The organism is Oleiphilus sp. HI0066 (assembly GCF_001635725.1).
Window position 1 is genome coordinate 13,559 of the sequence record NZ_LWFH01001200.1, and the last position, 21,060, is coordinate 34,618.

At 43.8% G+C, this 21,060-nt stretch carries 17 protein-coding genes; 14 read left to right on the forward strand and 3 right to left on the reverse strand.

Going from position 1 to position 21,060, the window contains the following annotated elements:
• The first annotated feature begins 2 nt into the window (after positions 1-2).
• The 8 genes from gspL to A3738_RS16355 all read left to right on the forward strand — a co-directional run bounded on the left by gspL (position 3) and on the right by A3738_RS16355 (position 8,044).
• A complete protein-coding gene (gene gspL / locus A3738_RS16320; RefSeq protein WP_068479662.1) occupies positions 3-1,295 on the forward strand; it encodes a type II secretion system protein GspL in 1,293 nt (430 codons plus the stop codon).
• An 8-nt stretch (positions 1,296-1,303) separates the two neighbouring features.
• Positions 1,304-1,804 carry a type II secretion system protein GspM gene (gspM, locus tag A3738_RS16325; RefSeq protein WP_068479664.1) on the forward strand — a complete coding sequence of 167 codons (501 nt, stop codon included), beginning with the start codon at positions 1,304-1,306 and terminating at the stop codon, positions 1,802-1,804.
• A 68-nt stretch (positions 1,805-1,872) separates the two neighbouring features.
• Positions 1,873-2,499 (forward strand): N-acetyltransferase, encoded by a 627-nt coding sequence (locus A3738_RS16330; RefSeq protein WP_068479666.1) that lies wholly within the window; start codon positions 1,873-1,875, stop codon positions 2,497-2,499.
• Positions 2,500-2,527: 28 nt separating this feature from the next.
• Positions 2,528-3,880: a glutathione-disulfide reductase gene (gene gor, locus A3738_RS16335; protein WP_068479668.1), complete on the forward strand. Its 1,353-nt coding sequence runs from the start codon at positions 2,528-2,530 to the stop codon at positions 3,878-3,880.
• 88 nt (positions 3,881-3,968) lie between these two features.
• Positions 3,969-5,186 carry a tryptophan--tRNA ligase gene (locus A3738_RS16340; protein ID WP_082878521.1) on the forward strand — a complete coding sequence of 406 codons (1,218 nt, stop codon included), beginning with the start codon at positions 3,969-3,971 and terminating at the stop codon, positions 5,184-5,186.
• Between the two features lie 13 nt (positions 5,187-5,199).
• Positions 5,200-6,081, forward strand: a complete 882-nt coding sequence (locus A3738_RS16345) for a ScpA family protein (RefSeq protein WP_082878520.1) — start codon at positions 5,200-5,202, stop codon at positions 6,079-6,081.
• A gap of 92 nt (positions 6,082-6,173) precedes the next feature.
• Entirely contained in the window at positions 6,174-6,842 is a 669-nt protein-coding gene (scpB, locus tag A3738_RS16350; protein WP_082890070.1) for an SMC-Scp complex subunit ScpB, read from the forward strand.
• 83 nt (positions 6,843-6,925) lie between these two features.
• The gene (locus tag A3738_RS16355; protein WP_068479670.1) at positions 6,926-8,044 is read left to right on the forward strand and encodes an SET domain-containing protein; all 1,119 of its coding nucleotides are present in this window, start codon (positions 6,926-6,928) and stop codon (positions 8,042-8,044) included.
• A gap of 50 nt (positions 8,045-8,094) precedes the next feature.
• Here the strand turns inward: A3738_RS16355 and A3738_RS16360 are convergent, their stop codons facing one another.
• Positions 8,095-9,333, reverse strand: coding sequence for an anthranilate synthase component I family protein (locus A3738_RS16360; protein ID WP_068479672.1), 1,239 nt, complete (start codon positions 9,331-9,333; stop codon positions 8,095-8,097).
• Between the two features lie 218 nt (positions 9,334-9,551).
• On the opposite strand from A3738_RS16360, the gene A3738_RS16365 reads away from it, so the two are divergent.
• The 5 genes from A3738_RS16365 (at position 9,552) to A3738_RS16385 (ending at position 16,758) form a co-directional block, all read left to right on the forward strand.
• Complete coding sequence (locus tag A3738_RS16365; RefSeq protein ID WP_068479323.1) at positions 9,552-10,136, forward strand: hypothetical protein; 585 nt, start codon at positions 9,552-9,554, stop codon at positions 10,134-10,136.
• Positions 10,137-10,560: 424 nt separating this feature from the next.
• Positions 10,561-11,931: a DUF6160 family protein gene (locus A3738_RS16370; protein ID WP_068479674.1), complete on the forward strand. Its 1,371-nt coding sequence runs from the start codon at positions 10,561-10,563 to the stop codon at positions 11,929-11,931.
• 90 nt (positions 11,932-12,021) lie between these two features.
• On the forward strand, positions 12,022-13,347 hold the full coding sequence (locus tag A3738_RS16375) for a DUF6160 family protein (protein ID WP_068479676.1): 1,326 nt from the start codon (positions 12,022-12,024) through the stop codon (positions 13,345-13,347).
• Between the two features lie 143 nt (positions 13,348-13,490).
• A complete protein-coding gene (locus A3738_RS16380) occupies positions 13,491-15,455 on the forward strand; it encodes a hypothetical protein (RefSeq protein ID WP_068479678.1) in 1,965 nt (654 codons plus the stop codon).
• A gap of 328 nt (positions 15,456-15,783) precedes the next feature.
• Positions 15,784-16,758 (forward strand): alpha/beta hydrolase, encoded by a 975-nt coding sequence (locus A3738_RS16385; protein ID WP_068479680.1) that lies wholly within the window; start codon positions 15,784-15,786, stop codon positions 16,756-16,758.
• A 110-nt stretch (positions 16,759-16,868) separates the two neighbouring features.
• Here the strand turns inward: A3738_RS16385 and A3738_RS16390 are convergent, their stop codons facing one another.
• Positions 16,869-18,017: an acyl-CoA dehydrogenase family protein gene (locus A3738_RS16390; RefSeq protein ID WP_068479474.1), complete on the reverse strand. Its 1,149-nt coding sequence runs from the start codon at positions 18,015-18,017 to the stop codon at positions 16,869-16,871.
• Positions 18,018-18,159: 142 nt separating this feature from the next.
• A complete protein-coding gene (serA, locus tag A3738_RS16395; protein ID WP_068479682.1) occupies positions 18,160-19,389 on the reverse strand; it encodes a phosphoglycerate dehydrogenase in 1,230 nt (409 codons plus the stop codon).
• Positions 19,390-19,653: 264 nt separating this feature from the next.
• Here serA and A3738_RS16400 point away from each other — a divergent pair, with 264 nt between their 5' ends.
• Entirely contained in the window at positions 19,654-21,048 is a 1,395-nt protein-coding gene (locus tag A3738_RS16400; RefSeq protein ID WP_068479685.1) for an FAD-binding oxidoreductase, read from the forward strand.
• The last annotated feature ends 12 nt before the right edge of the window (positions 21,049-21,060 follow it).

Consider the following 21,060-nt stretch of genomic DNA (forward strand, 5'->3'; position numbering starts at 1 on the left):
TAATGGCACATAAAGTTTTTCTTTTACCTGTTGAACCCTATTCACCCAATGATGCGCGGTATGACTGGCGTCTTTATGATTTGAGTGGCGTGAAAGTCGGCGGTGGCTCAGCTATTTCAACAGATGACTTGCAACAAGTCTTGATGCAAAACGGAGCAGAAGGCGTTAAGGCTGTGTTGGTATGGCCGAGCAATTTGAGCTTCAGTACGAACGTTGACCTTCCATCTAAGAACGCCCGTTACGCCCAGCAAGCCATAGCATTCGCAATCGAAGATAAGCTAGCAACAGATATCGAATTACTGCATTTTGCATTAGGTAAAAATAACAGTAAGACGGGTACGCCTGTGCGTTGCGTCGAGAAGTCGTTGTTTATTGGGTTTCACGATGATGTTCTTGAGGCTAAGCCGGACGTTCAACTAAGTGCATCGTATATAGACGCTGAGATGCTGGTTTCATCTGAAGCTGATATTGTTATCAGCCTCGAAGGTGATACCGCTATCGTCAACGCTAAACAGTGTGCCGTGCGTGTTCGAGCACAAAATCTAGTTCCCTACATGGATACTTTGTTGCTTGGTCCAGATGACGAAAGCGCTGAAACGATCAAAATTAAGGTGTACGATCACAACGCGAATGAGGCCGATCATAAGATTTTATTGGCTGAGTTAGAGCAATATCCAGGGTGTGATATCGATATCGAAGCCTTGTCGATATCGAGTTTAGACTTATTGGTAGAGTCTTATTTTCACGCGGGTGCGCCAGAGATTGATCTATGCCAAGGTGAGCTTAAAATCGTCCAAGAGGGTTCAGGTCAATTGCGCCAATGGGCATGGGTTGCAGGCGTTGCATGTATTGCTTTCTTGTTACAGCTTGGTGTTTTTATTGGTAAGGGCATGCACTACCAGTCATCTGCGGATGATCTGGCTCAACAAGCCTTAGCAACTTACAAGCAAGCGGTACCAAATTCGAAAAATGTTTCGGTTGGAAGGTTAGCTCGCATTATCAAAGGTAAGCTTCGCCAATCGAACAATAAAGGTACTGATGTTGGATTCTTGACCTTATTAGGCGAAGCAGGCTATCAATACCAGCAGCGCAAAAACTCTACTGATATTCAGTTTACTGCCTTGAGTTTTAACGCCCAGCGCGGTGAGCTAGTAATCGAACTACGCGCTAAGAATTTTGAACAGATGGATCAGCTGAAAACCGCAATTGTTTCGGCAGGTTTGATTGCGAAAATAAGTTCCGCGGTTCAAGAGAATCAATATTACCGCGGACGTTTGAGCGTAAGTGAGGGGTAGGGTAAATCATGATTAAAAGTCCATTGTTTACTCAGGCGAAGGATCGTTGGGAATCGCTAGAAGCGCGTGAGCAGCTCAGCCTAAAAGTTATGTTTGTCGCAGTTGTTACTTCACTTATGTACTTCGCAATGTGGGTGCCAGCACAAAGCTATATGGATCGCGCCGAGCAAGACCTAAAAGATAAAGCAGCTCTTCTTGAATTGGTTAAGAGTTCGCGCGATCAGCTGCGCAGTTCTTCATCGAATACGTCGAATGCTTCTAATCTTAATAGCCAGCAATTGGTTTCTACTGTGACGAACATGGCACGAAAGCAATCATTAAACCTAAAACGTTTTGAACCTAGCGGAGAGAATAAGGTCAAACTCTGGGTTGAAGATGTGTCCTTCGATACATTAGTCACATGGCTCAGCACTCTCGAACGTAGTGTTGGGGTGCAGGTCGAGCAAATTTCCGTTGAAAAAGAAGATAAACCCGGTGTTGTTAGTGCAAGGTTGACGCTATCGTCCTAAACTGACTGCACTTGTGCTCTTATGAGCACACTACGTTTAGCTCGTTCATCTATAAAAGGGGTCCCAGGATGCCAATTACCACCGATGAAGTAGAGGCGCGTGTAGTAAGGCTTGATGCCAGTGCCATTAAGGAAGCAAGAACAATTCTATTTCGTGCTTACAAGCACGAACCTACTTTCAAATATTTGTTCCAAGCGGAACGTCCTGGCTATGATCAGCGAGTACGCGCCACTATTCGGGAATTATGCCACTTACACTTTTCGTTAGATCAAGAAGTAATCGGTTTAACACTAGACAGTCGCTTGATCGCGGTTGCTCTAGTTGGTAGCCCTGTGGTTCGTCTTGATTTGAGTCGGCAATTTGCTTGGCGAATGCGAATGTTATTAACGGCAGGTTCTGAAAGTACTTGGCGATACATTGAATATCATAAGCAAATTCATAAAGTTCTTCCTCACGGAGAGCACCATGAGCTTCCTTTGATTGGTGTCGATGCCCAACACCGTAGTCTTGGTTACGGTAAACAGCTCATGGCTGCGGTCGAAGAAGTTTGCCGAGAAAATCCTGCATCATCTGGAATCGCGCTAGATACTGGCAATATGCGCTATATCAGTTTTTATGAAAAGCTTGGTTATCGCATTGTCGGCAGTGTAGCTGTTGGTGACGTGACTGAGAGCGTCCTTTTTAAAAGTTTCTAGTTTATAAATTCACATACTGAAGTAAGAAATGTCTGAATTCGATTTTGATTTGTTTGTTATTGGTGCTGGTTCTGGTGGCGTACGTTTAGCACGTATGTCAGCAGCTTCTGGAGCAAAAGTTGCGGTTGCTGAAGACCGTTATCTTGGTGGTACTTGTGTCAACGTCGGTTGCGTGCCTAAAAAACTATTCGTATATGCATCACATGTCATAGAGGAGTTGGAAGACGGTGAGGGGTTTGGGTGGACAAACTCGGGTGACTTGAATTTCGATTGGCCGACCTTGCGTGATAACAAGAACAAAGAGATTGGTCGTTTGAACGGCATCTATCAGAACCTGCTAGAGAATAGCGGAGCTAAGATTATAAACGGCTCGGCTAAGCTCGTTGGGCCGAATATCGTTCAAGTCGGTGACCAGCAGTATACCAGCGAACGAATTGTGGTCGCGACAGGGGGCTGGCCTCACAAACTAAATATCCCAGGTAGTGAACATATCATCACCTCGAATGAATTCTTTTATCTAGATACATTGCCCAAGTCTGCAGTTGTTCAGGGCGGTGGTTATATCGCGATTGAGCTCGCAGGTATTTTGAACGGACTCGGTGTTGACACCACAGTGGTATTCCGAGGAGAGAAACTACTGCGAGGTTTTGATGAAGAAATTCGTGATTTTGTCGCCAAGCAAGTTCAAAACAAAGGTATCAAGCTGATATCTCATACGAATATCGATAGCGTCACGCATTGCGATGACTCGTATCAAGTATACCTGTCTGACCACGAGGTCTTGCAGACCGATTTGGTTCTTACAGCATTGGGGCGTGTGCCTAAAGTTGACGGTTTGGGGTTGGAAGACTTAGGCGTAGAACTCAAACCAAACGGAGCAGTGTGCGTAAATGATGACTTCCAAACGTCGGTTCCGAGTGTATACGCAATTGGTGACGTGATTGACCGTGTTCAATTGACGCCGGTCGCTTTAGCTGAGGGTATGTATCTTTCAAAACTGTTTTTTGCTGATAAAAAACCATCTTCAGTTGATTATGAAAATATTCCTACAGCGGTATTTTGCCAACCAAATATCGGTACGGTTGGCTTAACAGAAGAGCAAGCACGAGAATCATTTAATGTAGACGTATATGCTTCAAGCTTTAAACCAATGAAGCATACAATGAGTGGTCGAAATGAACGCAGTATGATGAAACTCATTGTAGATAAAGACACGGATAAAGTGTTGGGAGCTCATATGGTAGGTCCTGATTCTGGTGAAATTATTCAAGGTATCGCAATTGCCATCAAGGCTGGAGCTACCAAATCTGTATTCGATAGTACGATCGGCATTCACCCGACAGCCGCAGAAGAGTTTGTGACAATGCGTCAAGCGCGTTAGACCAAGTCGCATAAGTACAACAAATGCCTTAGCGAGTATCATAAAAGCTTGTATACTCGCGCTTTAATTTTTTGCTTAGGAGTTAGTTTTGAGTTCGGTTGAATTACAACAGCGTGTGTTAAGCGGTATGCGCCCAACGGGTAAATTACACATGGGGCATTATCACGGTGTTTTAAAAAACTGGGTTGAGTTGCAGCATGATTACGAATGTTTTTTCTTTGTAGCTGACTGGCATGCACTCACAACGCATTACGAAGCGCCTTATGACATTGAGCAAAGCGTCTGGGATATGGTGATTGATTGGTTAGCTGCGGGGATTAACCCTGGCAACGCAACCATGTTTATTCAATCTCACGTGCCTGAGCACGCCGAGCTTCACTTACTTTTATCTATGATGACCCCGCTTGGTTGGTTAGAGCGAGTGCCAAGCTATAAGGATCAACAAGAGAAACTTAAAGAGCGTGATCTCGCAACATATGGCTTTTTGGGTTATCCCTTACTTCAAAGCGCTGACATCCTTGTGTACCGTGCCGGTCTTGTTCCGGTAGGTGCAGATCAGGTTGCGCACGTTGAATTAACGCGCGAGGTAGCTCGACGTTTCAACCACCTGTATGGCAAAGATCCAGGTTTTGAAGAGCAAGCAGAAGCAGCCATCAAAAAAATGGGCAAGAAGGCATCTAAGCTATATCGAACGCTTCAAAAACGTTTCCAAGAACAAGGTGATGACGAGGCATTAGAGACAGCACGCGCGCTAATTCGAGATCAGCAAAATATTACGATTAGTGATCGTGAACGCTTGTTTGGCTACATTGAAGGTGGCGGTAAGGTCGTCTTGCCAGAGCCGCAAGCATTATTGACCAAGGCATCTAAAATGCCAGGGCTTGACGGTCAAAAAATGTCGAAGTCTTACGGCAACACGATTGCATTACGTGAAGAGCCTGATGTCGTTGAACAGAAGATTCGCACAATGCAAACCGACCCTCAGCGCGTTCGCTTAACTGATGCCGGTGATCCTGATAAGTGTCCTGTCTGGAAACTTCACGAAGTCTACTCTGATGAATCAACGAAAGAGTGGGTTCAAACTGGGTGTCGCAGTGCAGGAATTGGCTGTCTTGAATGTAAAAAGCCCGTGATTGACGCGGTACTTGAAGAACAGCGTCCAATTCGTGAACGCGCTCGCCAATATGAAGAGAACCCTGAGTTAGTGCAAAGTATTATTGTTGAAGGTCGTGAGCGTGCGCGTGATGCAGCGAAAGCCACACTTGAAGAAGTCCGTCAGGTGATGGGCCTTTCATTCGGAGCGTAACTACGAGCGATTTATGCAAAATGATAACTCAGTAAATACATCAGCGCAGACGCCAAATGATGACAATGCTGAGTTATCAAACACTTTAGAGTCACCTGCCACACATGAACAGCATGTTTTGCCATTAGCTTTTGTTGATGGCAAACCTCTCACCGAAATTCCCCAAGATCTTTACATTCCGCCTGACGCATTATCAGTGATATTACAGGCTTTTGAAGGTCCGCTAGATCTATTGCTTTATTTGATTCGAAAGCAAAACATGGATGTGTTGAATATTGATGTTGCTTCAATTACGAAACAGTATATGCAATATATCGATGCAGCCAGAGAGTTAAAGTTTGAGCTTGCGGCAGAATATCTATTGATGGCCGCGATGTTGGCAGAGATTAAGTCTCGAATGTTGCTACCTAAGCCAAAAAATGAAGATGGCGAAGAAATAGATCCGCGTGCTGAATTGATTCGTCGCCTGCAACAATATGAGCGCTTTAAGGTTGCTGCCGAAGATATTGATGCTTTACCTCGTTTTGACAAAGATTATTTCGCATCGCGCGTCGCGGCAAACATGGAAGAAGTTGCTGTTCGACAACCTGATGTTAGTCTTGATGAGCTAATGTTCGCGCTAAAAAATGTTCTAGAACGGTCCGACCATTTTATTAGTCATCAAATTGAGCGTGAAACGCTTTCCACGCGTGAACGGATGTCTCTTGTATTGCAACAACTTAATGATGCTAGCTACGTACCATTCGAGCGATTTTTCACTCTCGAAGAAGGTCGGCAAGGTGTTGTGGTTACGTTTTTGGCGATTATGGAATTGATCAAAGAGCAATTAGTAGAGTTCGTGCAAGCAGAAGCCTTTGGCGCTATTCACGTGAAAGCAAAGTTGCTTCCGCAATAATTCAAACCTAAATGAAACCCTCGGTTGCGTTTTCTTAGTCAAAACGGCGACAATCTAGTTATTCCCAATTAGATAAACAAAAAAACAAGATCATGTCTGACATTGAAATAACGGAAGTCAATCAAGCTGGCTCAGTGCGTTCAACAAGTAATTCATTCGATTTAACGCAGTTGAAGCGCATTGTTGAAGCAACGTTAATGGCATCGGACAAGCCCATGAGCGTTGATAAGCTCCATGCAATGTTTGAATTGCATGAACAGCCGCAGAAATCAGACATTCGTTTGGTCTTGGAAGAACTTCAGAATGATTATTTATCTCGTGGTATTCAGCTAAGCAAGGTCGCGAGTGGGTATCGTTTCCAGACCGCGAAAGATTTATCTATGTGGGTAGGGCGTTTATGGGAAGAGCGACCGCAAAAGTATTCACGTGCTTTACTCGAGACTCTGTCGCTGATTGCATATCGACAACCTATTACCAGAGGTGAAATCGAAGATGTTCGTGGTGTGGCTGTTAGCTCGCACATAATGAAGACCTTATTAGAAAGACAATGGATAAAGGTCGTAGGTCATCGTGAAGTTCCAGGTCGCCCAGCAATTTATGCCACGACTAAATTATTTCTTGATTACTTTAATCTTTCAGGTCTCGAGCAACTGCCGCCATTGTCAGAAATGCGTGATATTGACGCGGTAGCAAAAGATGTATCAGAGCAGTTGGAGTTGGCAGTAAGTCCATCTGAAAGTATTAATCCCATAGCTCAATAGTACGAACTAAGAACTAGCGCAAAGCTGTGCTTTCACTTTGTCATTAAACTTGTGCATTTATCTAAATAAGAAGAATTAGCAGTATGAATTACGAACAATATCTTTCAATGCGAAGCCAAGCTGAAGCGGTTGGTATGACGCTGCATCCAAATATTGAAAGACGATGTGTCGACGGTGTTTATGGCATGTATGCATCAGGCCCGATTGCCAAGAATGAAATTTTCGCGTCTTTGCCTCAATCAGCTCTTATGCCCATGGATATAGACTTTGATTATCCATTTGAATTAACGAATCAACTGAAAACTATTCATGTCATTGCGCGACGAATGTCCGGTCTGGCAGAACCTTGGTTTTACACTGATTCTTTTTATCCCTTGTCTTTTTTCAAAGAGCACAACGTTTACTACTGCACAAATGAGGAGTTGGAGACTTTAAAACGAGGCTCGCCTTTGCTGTATAAGTTTGCGCTTGCAGAGAAAAAATCAATTGCTCGCATGGTTGATGGTTTGTTAGAGCTAGATCCGCAACTGGATGCCGATACGCTAGCTCAAGTCGCGCTCAATTATAGATATCGTGCTTGGGGAGAATTCGGTTTTTTACCTGTGTTAGACATGTTCAATCACTCAGACAAAAAAGGGCGTTTGCTATCAACTAAAAAGCAAAATTTCTCATTTTTGGCAGGTAAAGATTATAAGCCTGGCGATCAAATCTGGATAAGCTATGGTGCGAAGGACATGTATTTGCATGCAATAAATTATGGCTACTTTGACCCAGATGCAGACCACGCTATTGATTTAGGGTTTCGTGTCAGCTCAGTTGCGAGTACTCCAGAACAGATCACCGCGATGAAGCAGCTGAGCAAAGTACTTAAGGTTAAAGTATATCCAGAGTCTAATCGTGCATTTGAGTATCAGTTAGAGCAAGGGCAAGGAATGATTCGTTTTGGCGAAGTCGATAAGTCCGTTATTACGTATTTGCATCACGAAGTATCGCCAAGGCTTCCAAAAAGCTCGAATAAAAGTGAGTTAGGTCGAGCCTCAAGAGCTAGATTGCTTGGCTATGTTAATGCGTTAACTGAACAAAACCTGGTTCATCAAATAACGGAATCTGTGTTCCCTGAAAAATTGCGTTATATGTATCATATGCTTGTTAAAGAGCGAACTATACTTTTACAAACTGCCTCGAGCCTTACGAAAAACTAGGTAGTTGCATGATGAGGTTAGTTATATAGCTACACTGCTCGTGACTGAGTTTAAGTCTCAATCAATTTTCCGGTGATATGCGCGATCTTATTGAGACTTTCCATATATTCCTCGTCTAATTGAGAATCAGCCACGATTCCGCCCCCTCCCCAACAAAAAGCTTTTTTCTTTTCAATCTCCACGGTACGTATCAGAATATTAGATTGAAACTTATCCAGATCGTTATCCCACATAAATATTGACCCACAGTAAAAGCGGCGAGGGTGAGCCTCTAGCTCCGTGATAATTTCCTGTGCACGCTTTTTGGGTGCGCCGGTAATAGATCCTCCGGGAAATGCGCTTAAAAAAGCGGTAAACGGGGTGTGTTTTGAGCAATCTATTTCACTAGTAATTGTGCTAACTAAGTGATGAACATTATTAAAGCTCTCAATATCAAATAGTTTTGTAACATTCACTGAATGTAATCGCGAGACTTTACTCAAATCATTCCGTAATAGGTCGACAATCATAAGATTCTCTGCACGGTTTTTTGAGTTCTGTAACTCTGATGTCTGCTCTTTTGTGATTCTGCCTGTTGATTTGACGGTTCCCTTTATAGGTTTCGTCATCATTGTTCCGTGGTCGCATTCAATAAACTGTTCAGGGGATATAGAAGCGACAAAATGGTTATCCGCTATTTCAATAAAAGCACAGTAATCAGCATGCGAATTGATTGCCGAATGGAAAAAAGCGTGAATTGCTTGGCGCTTGTTCCATCCACAGGAAGCCTCAAAGCGTTGCGTTAGATTTACTTGGTAGCAATCGCCAGCTTTTATATAAGATTTAATCTTGTTTAGACTTGATGCATACCTTTCTTTAGATTGAGATTTTTCCCAACTTAAATCCGTAAAAGAAATACATACCTCACTCTGCTTTACACCGCTAGACTCTTCAAGCAGTTTTAGAAGACTATTCTTTAGATCTTTTGGACAACGCTTCGAAAAATAGACGATTACCTGATTGGTATCGAAGTTGTAATTAATGCTCCAACTATATAAACCAGCGAAGAAAAGGTCGTCATCGTAACCATTTATACCGATCCAACCACTTTGGAATGTTTTCGAACTTTGAAAGTCGCTGCACAGGGTTGGCGGGTGAGTTACGTCGATAGATTGTTTATTAGTTGTTGCGCTAGGGTGGCCGGTTATCACCAAAGAGCGCGAGTTGTCCGAATAAAGGATGGCAACATTATTAAGAGCTTGAGCAACGTGGATTAATTCAATCAGTGAGAGCGTGTATGTGTAGTACATCGAAGTTATGCTTTTTCAAAATCTCGTCTTATGAGTTACTTGTACAAGAGTGTGATCTAATTGACAAATAAATCAGTGGCTTGGCTAGCTTTTTAATATCGGTCTATATAACTTAGCGCGAGTGTCGCGGCGCAATGATATTTGGAATCGAACGGTTTTAATAGCACTGTGCCAACTGGCTTTAAATAAATCTATAAACAAATCAAACGGAGCCCGTTATGTTTAAATTTCGATTGTTGGCAATTGTGTCAGCAGCATTACTCGTTTTGCCATTTAGTGCATACGCCGAAGAAAAGAAGCAACGTATCGAAGATATGGTTGAAAAGCCGCAAGAGGCTGTTGCAACAGATCTAAGCTTAGGGCAATCAAAGCGGGCTAAGGTAACTGAAGAGCAAGCAATTTCGCAGTTAAAATATATGATGATTGCGGCATTCAAACGCGTAGAGCCAGACCTTTTAGAGCGTGGCTCGTTCAAACCAATGGGGATGACACTGGATCCAGACGGTAACTTTCGTGCGATTAAAGTAGATGGACAAGATGAAATGCCGCAGGAAGTTGCACTTGAGGCCTTAGTTAGAGCTTTGCAGGGTTTGGCGTCTAATAGAACTCAGTGGGCCGTTGGTTTGATATATGTAACAGGTAAAGAGCAGGAGGACGGAACAATGTTACGTCGTATTGTTGTTGCTGCAGAGCATATTGCAGGATGGGCACGCAGTTGGAACTACCCTTATATAGTAGATGGTGAAGTCAAAATGGGGCAGCCTGTTGAAACTGAAATGAAGCCGGTTTATTACCAACGTTAAATGAAGCTTTACGCCATACACATAAAAAAGCCGCTCTCAGAGCGGCTTTTTTATGTGTAACGATAATTTAATTCGCTTAACAGATAGCGAATTTACGAGGTCAAGGAGGATTAGAACTTGCCAAATACCGAACGCCACCTTCCTAGTTGTGTGTGTAAATCAAGTTTTACACGGAAAATACGCTTAATCTGGCTGTTTTTTGTTCAGTTATTGGTTTGAAATGCAAACTGGCGTTAACTAATTCTAGCTTTGTAACGCCGCGTAACTTTTTGTGAGTCCATTCACGGAAACGCGTGATTGAATTCCTTAATATTCACTCACTGGTTAGCGAAAGCCAGCCGGAAATGAAATCTAACAATAATATTGGCTTCCATATAAGCATTACTTAGAGGAAGCGCTCTTACCTAAATATTAGGAGAATAATATGAAAGGCCTGAAAAAAATTGCACTTGCTTCTGCAATCGCTGCTGTATCTGCTGGCGCACAAGCTGAATTGAAAGCTCTTGACGACAGCACTATGGGTGAAATGACTGGTCAAGCTGGTTTGACTATCGACCTAGAAACTAAGTACACCATCGGCGAATTCATGTACAAAGACGCTGGTTCTGTTTACTTGACTGGTATTAGCTTGGGCGCTAACACTAACGACGCTGGCGGTGTTAACGCTGGTGCAGGTGCTGCAGGTTACGTTGATAACATCCGTATCAAACTAGACATCGCTGGTGATGGTACTGATCTTTCAAGTGGTCACGCTGACAACGAACTAGACACTGGCTTCTCACGTGTACGTGACTTGGCTGCATTCATGGCTGCAGTTGATGCTTCTGACGCTGGTTCTGCTGATGCTCGCTTTGCGAAAGCAGCTGGTGGTACTGGTGAAATCTCTGAGCTTGAAACTGCTGTAGGCCTTGACGATGAAAACGCATGGGGCGAATCTGGTCTAGGTGACACTGACGTTTCTATCGCTGGTAAGCAAACTTACGGCGACGGTGACCTTCTTATCCACGTATCGTTTAAAGATGCATGGCAGAAGAGTGGTGGTCTTTCTAACATGATCGCTGATGCGTCAATCGCAACTACTGGTTTTGACACTATCCTTTCTAACGGTTTGAAGTCTGTTGACTTTAACTTCAGCATCGACGCTATCGGTCTTGCTTCTTCTAGCTTCGAAGCTGGTGACTCTATTGGTGACGCGTACAACACGCACACTGGTAACGGTATCGATTCAGACGGCGACGCAGAAACTACAGTATTGATCTCTGATCTTTCTATCAACGGTTTCCTTGGCCCAGTTGACATTCATATCGAAAACAACGGTAACGGCTTCGGTATCGATGTGAACGGTGACGGGATTAAAGATATCGATACTATCGGTAACGCTGATTCTAAAATCAACTGGAACACTTACGTTAACGTAACTGATCTTGACGTTTACTTAGACATCGCTGGCGTATTGATCGAAGACTTGAAGATCAACAACGTACGTGGTGACGTTACTGACCTAGACGGAAACTTCTCTTTCGGTTTCGCTCAGTCTAAGCGTGAAATCTACGCGGTACGTAACACTGCTGGTGCAAACCTTGCGCTTGCTGCTACTAACCCAGGTCTATTCGGTAACGGCGATGCTATTGCAGTAACTGAAGCAATCGGTGTTGACGGTGTAGCAATCAACACTGAATTCAAGGGCGACATGGAAATCGGCGCACTTAAGTTTGGTGATACTGATCAGTCAATCGGTGCATTGTACTGGACTGACATCGAGAGCGACACTAAGTGGACTATCTCTGCTCACTAATATCGCTTGATATGTTGAGTTAATCTCAGAGAAAGCCGCTCCCATGAGCGGCTTTTTTTGGTTAAAAACAATAATAAGGAGTAGGCTATTATGTCTGTAGTTAACAAGACTGCTCTTGCTGTTGCGGTAGCCGCAATCTCTGCAGGCGCTCAAGCTGAGCTTAAAGCGCTAGACGATTCGGCAATGGGTGAGATGACGGGTCAAGCTGGCCTGACTATCGACCTTGAAACTAAATACAGTATTGGCGAATTCATGTATAAGGATGCGGGTTCGGTATATCTAACGGGTATTAGTTTTGGTTCGAATGAAAATGTTGAAGTCGGCGGATTTTTCGACAACGTTCGTGTAAAGCTTGATATTGCTGGTGACGGTACTGATACCTCTAGTGGTTATGCTGATAATTACCTGGAAACTGGTTTCTCTGGCGTGCGTAAAGCGGCTGAGTTCCAAGCAATTGCTGCGGCAACTAACAGTAACCCTGATGAAGCGAAGTTTATTTTAGCTCAATCTGGTAGTGTAACAGTCACTGACGCGCAAGCAGCAGGACTGGTTTCAGATAACGCGACTACCACTGGCCCAATGACTATTGGTGCGAAAAAAACGTATGGTGATGGTGACTTACTGATCCACGTTAGCGCTAAAGATGCATGGGAAAAATTAGGTGGTGTAGAAAACCTGATCGCTGACGGAACCATCGCTGATGTAACGTTTAGTGATTTCCTTGGTAACGGTTATACGAAGGGTAAAGATTTCAACTTCAGTATTGATGCAATCGGTATTGCATCGTCTGCATTTGAAGCTGGTGACTCTATTGGTGATGCATACAATACTCATACGGGTACTGGTGTGGACTCTGATGGTGATTCAGCGACTACAGTGTTGATCTCTGATCTTTCGATCAACGGTTACTTAGGTCCAGTTGATATTCATATTGAAAACAACGGCAATGGCTTTGGTTTAGATGTGAATGGTGACGGTGTGAAAGACATCGACACAGTTGGCAATGCTGACTCTAAGATCAATTGGAACACCTACGTTAACGTAACTGATCTTGACGTTTACTTAGACATCGCTGGCGTATTGATTGAAGACATGAAGATCAATAACGTACGTGGTGATGTTACAGATCTAAATGGTGACTTTGCATTTGGTTTCGCGCAATCTGAGCGTGAGATCTATGCAGTACGCAACACTGCAGGTCTTGATCTAGCATCACTTAACCCTGCTCTAATTGGTAACGGTGATCCCGTTGCTGTGATCGAAGCTATGGGGCGTGATGGTATTGCTCTCAATACGAAGTTTAAAGGCGATATGGAAATTGGCGCGCTTAAGTTTGGCGACACTGATCAATCCATTGGTTCTTTATACTGGACAGATATTGAAAGTGACACGCGTTGGACGATCTCTGCGCACTAACATTAGTATAGTGTCAGTTTGATCTGATTAAGGCCGCTGTTTGTCAGCGGCCTTTTTTGTTGTTGGTTTTCCTATGAACCGCTTCTCGTTACGTTGATTACGAGTTCGCTTATAATATTTGTTTTATTGAGAAGTATCTGCCTGTGCACTCTTTTTTAAAGACTATATCAATTGTTATTTCGGCATGTTCAGTTGCTGCGTGTTCAAGCAGTAACAACGGTGGCGTTCTGCCTGAAGTGGAATTAGATGGTGTAGCGCCAAGTAGTCTCGGAATCGAACCGCCGCTTAATGAAGATTCAATTGTTAATAGCAATCAAGATTTTATCGTGAATTTTGATGAGCTGTTGGATGAGAATTCTCTTAAGAATGGGTTGTCTTTTTATTCGCTTAAAGGTCGTGACATATACTCTACTATTATTTTAGGCTCCTCTACGAGGGATCCAGTGGTGGGGGATCAGCGAGCGTTTTCGTATGAAGTTCAAAATCGACTTATAACAGTTACTGAAGTGATTGCGGAAGAGGAGGAGCAGAATGAAGACGATGCTGACAGTGATGAAGATAATGTTGTAGAAAAACGCGTGGTAGAGCGGTTGGCGACAAGTGTAAGAGTTGCAGCGGCCGAAAGGTTAGCACTAGCAACTTCTTATGCCGTAGAGTTTGATACTACCGTGAAAGATGTCTCGCTCATTGAAAGCGTTGGACCAAATGGGCAAGCAAGCACGGGGAATTATTTGGTTGAAGATATCGATTTTCAATTTCAAACCGAAGATGGCGCTTGGTTGTCTGCAATACCAATGAATGAGTTTGCGCACGCTGGAACAAATAAATCATCTGCATTTTCATATATTGACGTTGGCGACAAAGGTTGGGTTCGCTGGTTACAGACGGAAGATATTGGAGGGGGCGTAGACCAGAGAATTTATTCTAAAGAGTTCGATACGACGACAGGGCAATTTGGTAACTCGGTAGTAAGGTTCGATTATATTGCCGCACTAGACACTATAAGAACCGGGTTTGAAGGTAATGTGACTCAGTATAGTTCTTCTCGAACTGGCACCACTGGTTCAGACCTTGTGTGCACCGTTTGGGTTAATTTAGATGTGAGTGTTGCCCCTCAAGCACGCTCGTTGTTATCGCGATGTGGAGATCAGGGGCCTCGAGTTGTTCTAAAGCAAATCATTGGTGGGGCAGCGTTGTCCGACTTTAGATTGCATCATGCAAAAGATGCCACTTTCTTACTGTCTTATATTGATAATAATATCTTAAATGTAGATGTGTTGGAGCTAGCCAATGACCAGTTGTCATTAACCGGAAACCAGCAATTTGGTTCGGCTTCAGATCAAATTATTGCGACTGATTTAATTCAAGTTCCTGAGTTAGATCTTGGTGCCACTTTACCTTTCTTGTCGTTCGTTAGCGAGCTGTATAATGGTGGCACTGTTAGTGGGTATGAGATGAGTACGATGACGTATTCGGCAGGCACTTTTTCTAGAGAATCTGTCTATATATCGGTTAGCTCGCTTTCCAAAGCTGAGCTTGGCTTTGATGCTAGTGGCTTCGGCGTCGCAGCATGGCTAGAGGGTGCGAGTAGTTCGACGCGCTTGAAAGTGTCGCGCTTTAATGGTTTTAGGTGGAATGACCCTGTTACTGTTAATCCAAGCCAAGGCGATATAACAGATAAAAGATTATCGGTGTTTCAAGATGGTCAGTCCCTTTTTGCTTGGGTTGAAAAGGGAGTTTCTACCAGCTTTATTAAGTCGCAGGGATATTTTCCGATTGATGGCGCGAATGCGTATTCGTTAGTTCCGGTACAAACGATTGACTCTCTCTCTGGTGATTACACTGGTCTCCAGTTATCTGCGGATAGAGAAGGCAATGCACATTTGGCTGTTAGTGCTCAGGGATCTTTTTTAACTACATTTCGTTTTTTGCACAATATTGAATGGAACGAAGCTTGGTCTGATGCTGAAACAATTACTAATAATTCTAAGGCGAATGTGTACGAAGTAGAAATGATTAAGAAAGATGGTCGTTCTTTGATGTTATATGCTAACGAAGCCTTAAGTTACGATCGATTTTATGCTCAGCCTTTCTCTGACTTTGAGTGAGATAACCAAATAAAAAAGCCCGCTAAAAAGCGTGCTTTTTTATTTAAACTAAATCAGCTTACACATACACGTGTTGATATAGAAAACCAATAAATATAAAACTCACTGTGGTGGCTACTACGACATCGATCACACTTAGTGCTTGATTATTGATTTTCACAGGCTGTATCTCGCAAGTTAGTTATACTTAAAAGTATTCAACTATCGGCGGTTTATTGAGTAACCGCTTCGTTATCTTATGCTGCGAATTGTAACTAAAATCTTGATCCATTTGGTGGTGCACGGTGATAACGAATGTTAAACGCTAAGTCAGTGAGAACCATTCAACATGTTTTGGGATAGAGATCGTTTTTTACTCGCCCTGAGTACTCGTTCATTAAAGTTAAGCGGCAAACCTCAGTCGCATTCCGGCTTGTTATACAAGTCTTATGCCGATTTTTACAATATTGATATGTTGTCGATCGGACTTGCTAAGTCGCAGTCAATTCAAGTAGTGCCGTCTGTTGAGTTTGATCTAGTTGCTCAGATTTTTGAGCCCGCAATGGAAATCAAAGGGCAGGTAGTCATCGTTCATGGTTACTATGATCATGCAGGACTTTATGGAAATATCGTGAAGCGCCTTCTTGCTAATGGCCTGCGCGTTGTTGCATTTGACTTGCCCGGGCATGGCTTATCGAGTGGCGCGCGCGCCAGTATTGATGCCTTTGAGCAATATCAGCCTGCGCTAAAAAGTATACTTGCGTTATGCGATAGTGAACTTCCTTTGTATTTGCTTGGTCAGAGCACGGGCGCAGCCATCTTGGCAGACTTGTTAAGTTCAGAAGAGTCGGCGACGGTGTTATCGCCGCTTAATCTAAAGCATGTATTTATGTTGGCGCCATTAATGAAGCCGCAGAGTTGGCATATGGCGGAATTTGCGCACAGTATTTTGCAAGGTCGCAAAGAGTACTGGCCTCGTAGTTTTAAAGATAATTCTCACGATCAAGCATTTTTAGATTTTGTTCAGAATAAAGATCCTTTGCAGCATGATGGTTTGTCAGTTGATTGGGTCGGAGCTCTACGTAATTGGATTCCAAAAATGTCTGAGCGAGCGACAGTAAGCGGTCTTATAAACGGTGCTCAATTGAGTTTGATTCAAGGAAACGATGACACAACGGTGGACTGGACCTTTAATCTTCCGTTCTACCAAACACTCTTTCCTTTAGTGAAGGTCAGTGTGGTCGATGGCGCTGGTCATCACTTGGTTGGTGAATCTGCTGAATATCGTCAGAAGGTCTTCAGTATTATTGAGTCTTCAATCTGACGCTTAGTGAGAGAAGTAAAGCAAGGGGAGTAAAGTGAAATAGCTTTATGCTCCCGCACTGATTGATTTAGTAACGTGCTGTCTAGTTGAAGGTTAATGGCTGGGGGCGACTATAGACCTAGCTGTTTGGCAATCACCTCATTCATTATTTCGTAGGTTCCCCCACCAATCGAGAGAATCCGGTTATCTCGCGCTAAACGCTCTACTTTCGATTCACGCATAAAGCCCATTCCGCCAAATATTTGCACTGCATCGTAAGTGATTTTATCGCTGGTCTGCGTTGCTAGATTTTTTGCCATTGATATTTCTTTGATGACCGGCTGGCCTTCACTAATTGCTTGTGCGAGTGAATAGGTAAATGTTTTGCTCGCTTCTAGGGCTGTCGCCATTTCTGCAAGCTTGTGCTTGATGGTTTGAAATTTACCGATTGGACGGCCAAAAGCTTCTCGCTGCTTCACGTAAGCGAGCGCTTCGTCGAGTGCAAGTTCTGATGTCATGTTGGCCATCACACAAAGGCTTAATCGTTCCATTTCAAAGTTCGACATGATGGCCAAAAATCCTGCATTCTCGGCACCAATAAGATTCGAAGCGGGCACCTTGCAGTTATCAAAGAACAGTTCTGCTGTATCGCTTGCCCACCATCCTGTTTTTTTAAGGTTTTTACCTCTCGTAAAACCTTCGGTGTCGCGCTCTATAAGTAATAGACTGATTCCGCCGTAGCCATCGCCACCGGTACGAACCGCCACTGTATAGTAGTCGGCGCGATGCCCGCTTGTAATAAAGGTTTTACTGCCATTGACGATGTAATAATCACCATCTTTTTTAGCTGTGGTTTTGATGTTTGCTACGTCTGATCCGCCGGAAGGTTCTGTGATGGCAAGAGCAATAACTTTATTGCCGAGAATAACATCAGGGAGTATTCGTTGTTTCAGTTCGTTAGAGCCCCAACGAGCGATGGGTGGCAAACCAATATCTATGCTTCCTAAGCTCGCAACAAGTCCACCAGAGCTTGATCGCATGAGTTCCTCTGATGCTGCAATTTTGGTGAATACGTCCCCGCCAGCGCCGCCAAACTCTCCATCGTGACCAATCCCGAGAAGACCTGCCTCGCCAGCAAGTTTGTAGAGCTCGCGCGGAAACTCGTTGGCTTCTTCCCATTCATCAATAAACGGGTTGATATGTGTATCGACAAAGCGTCTTACATTTGCGCGTACAATATTTTGCGTTTCGCCAAAGTGGCGTTCATGAAGTTTGCTCATTTTTATTCTTATTACTTGTTATCGGAAGCATTAACTTAACGTGTAATAAGTACTTGAACAACTGTGTGAAGGCGGCTTTTACATATAAAAAAGGCCGTACCTAATAGTACAGCCTTTTTGGGATTCATTATGATTGAATCGCTTAGAACAGTACGCGCACTCGCACCGTACCACGAACATTACGCAGCTTCTCTAGAGCAAGTTCGCTGTATTCTTTATCGACATCGATAACTACGTAGCCAACTTTCTCGTTAGTTTGCAGATACTGGCCGCAAATGTTGATGTTGTTCTCGCTGAATACTTGGTTGATCTCAGACATAACCCCTGGAACATTCTCATGGATATGAAGAAGGCGGTGGTTTTCTGGGTGTGCAGGCAATGCGACTTCAGGGAAGTTTACAGATGTCACTGAAGTACCAGTGTCGCTATAGGTGGCAAGTTTCTCACCAACCTCGAAACCGATATTCTCTTGTGCTTCCATTGTGCTTCCGCCAACGTGCGGTGTAAGGATGACATTGTCGAATTCACGTAAAGGAGACACAAACTCTTCATCGTTTGATTTAGGTTCGACAGGGAATACGTCGATCGCTGCGCCCAGCAGCTTGCCTTCGCGTAGCGATGCTGAAAGTGCATCGATATCGATGACAGTGCCACGTGCAGCGTTGATTAGAATCGCGTCTTGCTTCATTTGCGCAAGTTCGGTCGCACCGATCATGTCTTGTGTTGCTGCAGTTTCCGGAACATGAAGACTCACAATATCGCACATACCTAGAAGCTCTTCTAGCGAGTCAACTTGGCGCGCGTTTCCTAAAGGAAGCTTAGTGATTACGTCATAGAAGTAAACATTCATGCCTAGCGCTTCAGCTAATACGCTTAACTGACTACCGATACTTCCGTAGCCGATAATGCCGAGTTTCTTGCCGCGGATTTCGTAGCTGTTCGCTGCGGATTTGAGCCATTCGCCGCGATGAGCTTTAGCGTTCTTATCTGGTACGCCGCGCAATAGAAGAATGGCTTCTGCAAGAACGAGTTCTGCCACACTTCGCGTGTTTGAGTATGGTGCGTTGAATACCGCAACGCCATGGCGGGTAGCTGCATCAAGATCGACTTGGTTTGTCCCAATACAGAAACAGCCAACAGCGATCAATTTTTCAGCAGCTGCAAATACTTCTTCGGTAAGTTGGGTGCGTGAGCGAATTCCAACAAAATGAGCATCTTTGATTTTTTCAATAAGGTCTTCTTGGGAAAGAGACGTTTTGAGGTACTCGATGTTTGTGTAACCAGCTTTGTGCAGAATATCTACAGCTGACTGATGAACACCTTCCAACAAAAGAACCCGGATTTTTGCTTTATCCAAAGACGTGTTTGCCATGACTTACTTCTACCTTTTTGTTCAATGCCAGACCAATAGTTTTAATGATAGGCTGGCTACGGTAATGAAAGGGCGCGTATTCTACCACAGGTTTCTAATTCGGTGCTTCTGTACTGATCTATAAATTACTGATATTTGATTAATAATTGCTATTCACTGAGCGTATTTATTTATGCACAAAGATTACCTAATCGACCAGTGCAATGCGCATTTAGTCGTGTAAAATCACTCCAACTTGAAAACTTAGTAGTACGCGAGGAAAGCATGGCCGCTGTTGATCAAATTATTAATGCGCTAACAAACATACTAGATGAGGGAAAGCTTCGTACAGATGCAGACTCACTAGCTACGCACGGTAAAGACTGGACAAAGATGTATGAGGTGGCACCCTTGGCCATTGCATTTCCGCGCAGTACAGAGCAGGTGCAAGCCATCGTTAAGCTGGCAAACGAACTAGAGTTTGCAATCGTTCCATCTGGTGGGCGTACAGGGTTAAGCGGTGGTGCTGTCGCGACTAATGGAGAGGTCGTCGTTAGCTTTGACTACATGAATCAAATCGTTGATTTCAGTGCAAGTGATCGCTGTGTCAAAGTTCAAGCTGGCGTAGTCACTGAGCAATTACAGAATTTCGCTGAAGAACAAGGTCTTTACTATCCGGTTGACTTTGCCTCTGCCGGTTCAAGCCAAATTGGAGGTAATTTGAGTACCAATGCTGGCGGAATCAAGGTAATCAAATACGGTATGTCACGAGATTGGGTCTTGGGTTTAACTGTCGTCACCGGCGCTGGCGAAGTTCTGAACTTGAACTCTGATTTGCTCAAAAACAACACTGGCTATGACTTGCGCCATTTGTTCATTGGTGCAGAAGGTACCTTGGGTTTAATTACCGAAGCTACCATGCGCCTGACGCGTCAACCTGAGAATCTGACTGTACTTGTTCTGGGTCTTAACGATATTACTAATACGATGGATGTTCTTAAGTCTTTCCAAGGCAAGCTCGATTTGACTGCCTATGAGTTCTTTTCACATCAAGCGATGGACCATGTGCGTGCGCACGCAGATGTGCCAGCGCCGTTTGAATCTGAAGCACCTTATTATGCCTTGCTAGAGTTTGAGGCGAGCAATGACGCGGTAATGGATTCGGCGATGGAGTTGTTTGAACACTGCGTTGAACAAGGCTGGGTAATTGATGGGGTGATTAGCCAAAGCGAAACGCAGGCTATGAACTTATGGCGTTTACGTGAAGGGATTTCTGAATCGATTGCGCCGCGTACTCCGTATAAAAACGATATAAGCGTCGTGGTTTCAAAAGTCCCCGAGTTTCTCACGGAAATCGACGAGGTTGTCACCACGCATTACCCTGATTTCGAAATAATTTGGTTCGGTCATATCGGAGATGGCAATTTACACCTCAACATACTGAAGCCAGAAGATTTGCCCGCGGATGAGTTTTTCGCAAAATGTGTTGATGTGAACAAATGGGTCTTTGATATCGTTGAAAAGCATGGCGGGAGTGTTTCTGCTGAGCATGGGGTTGGTCTTGTGAAAAAGGATTATTTGCAATACACACGCAGCGCAGCAGACATTGCTTTGATGAAAGGTATCAAGCAGGTATTCGATCCGAAAGGACTTATGAATCCTGGCAAAATATTCGACTAATTAACCTATGGA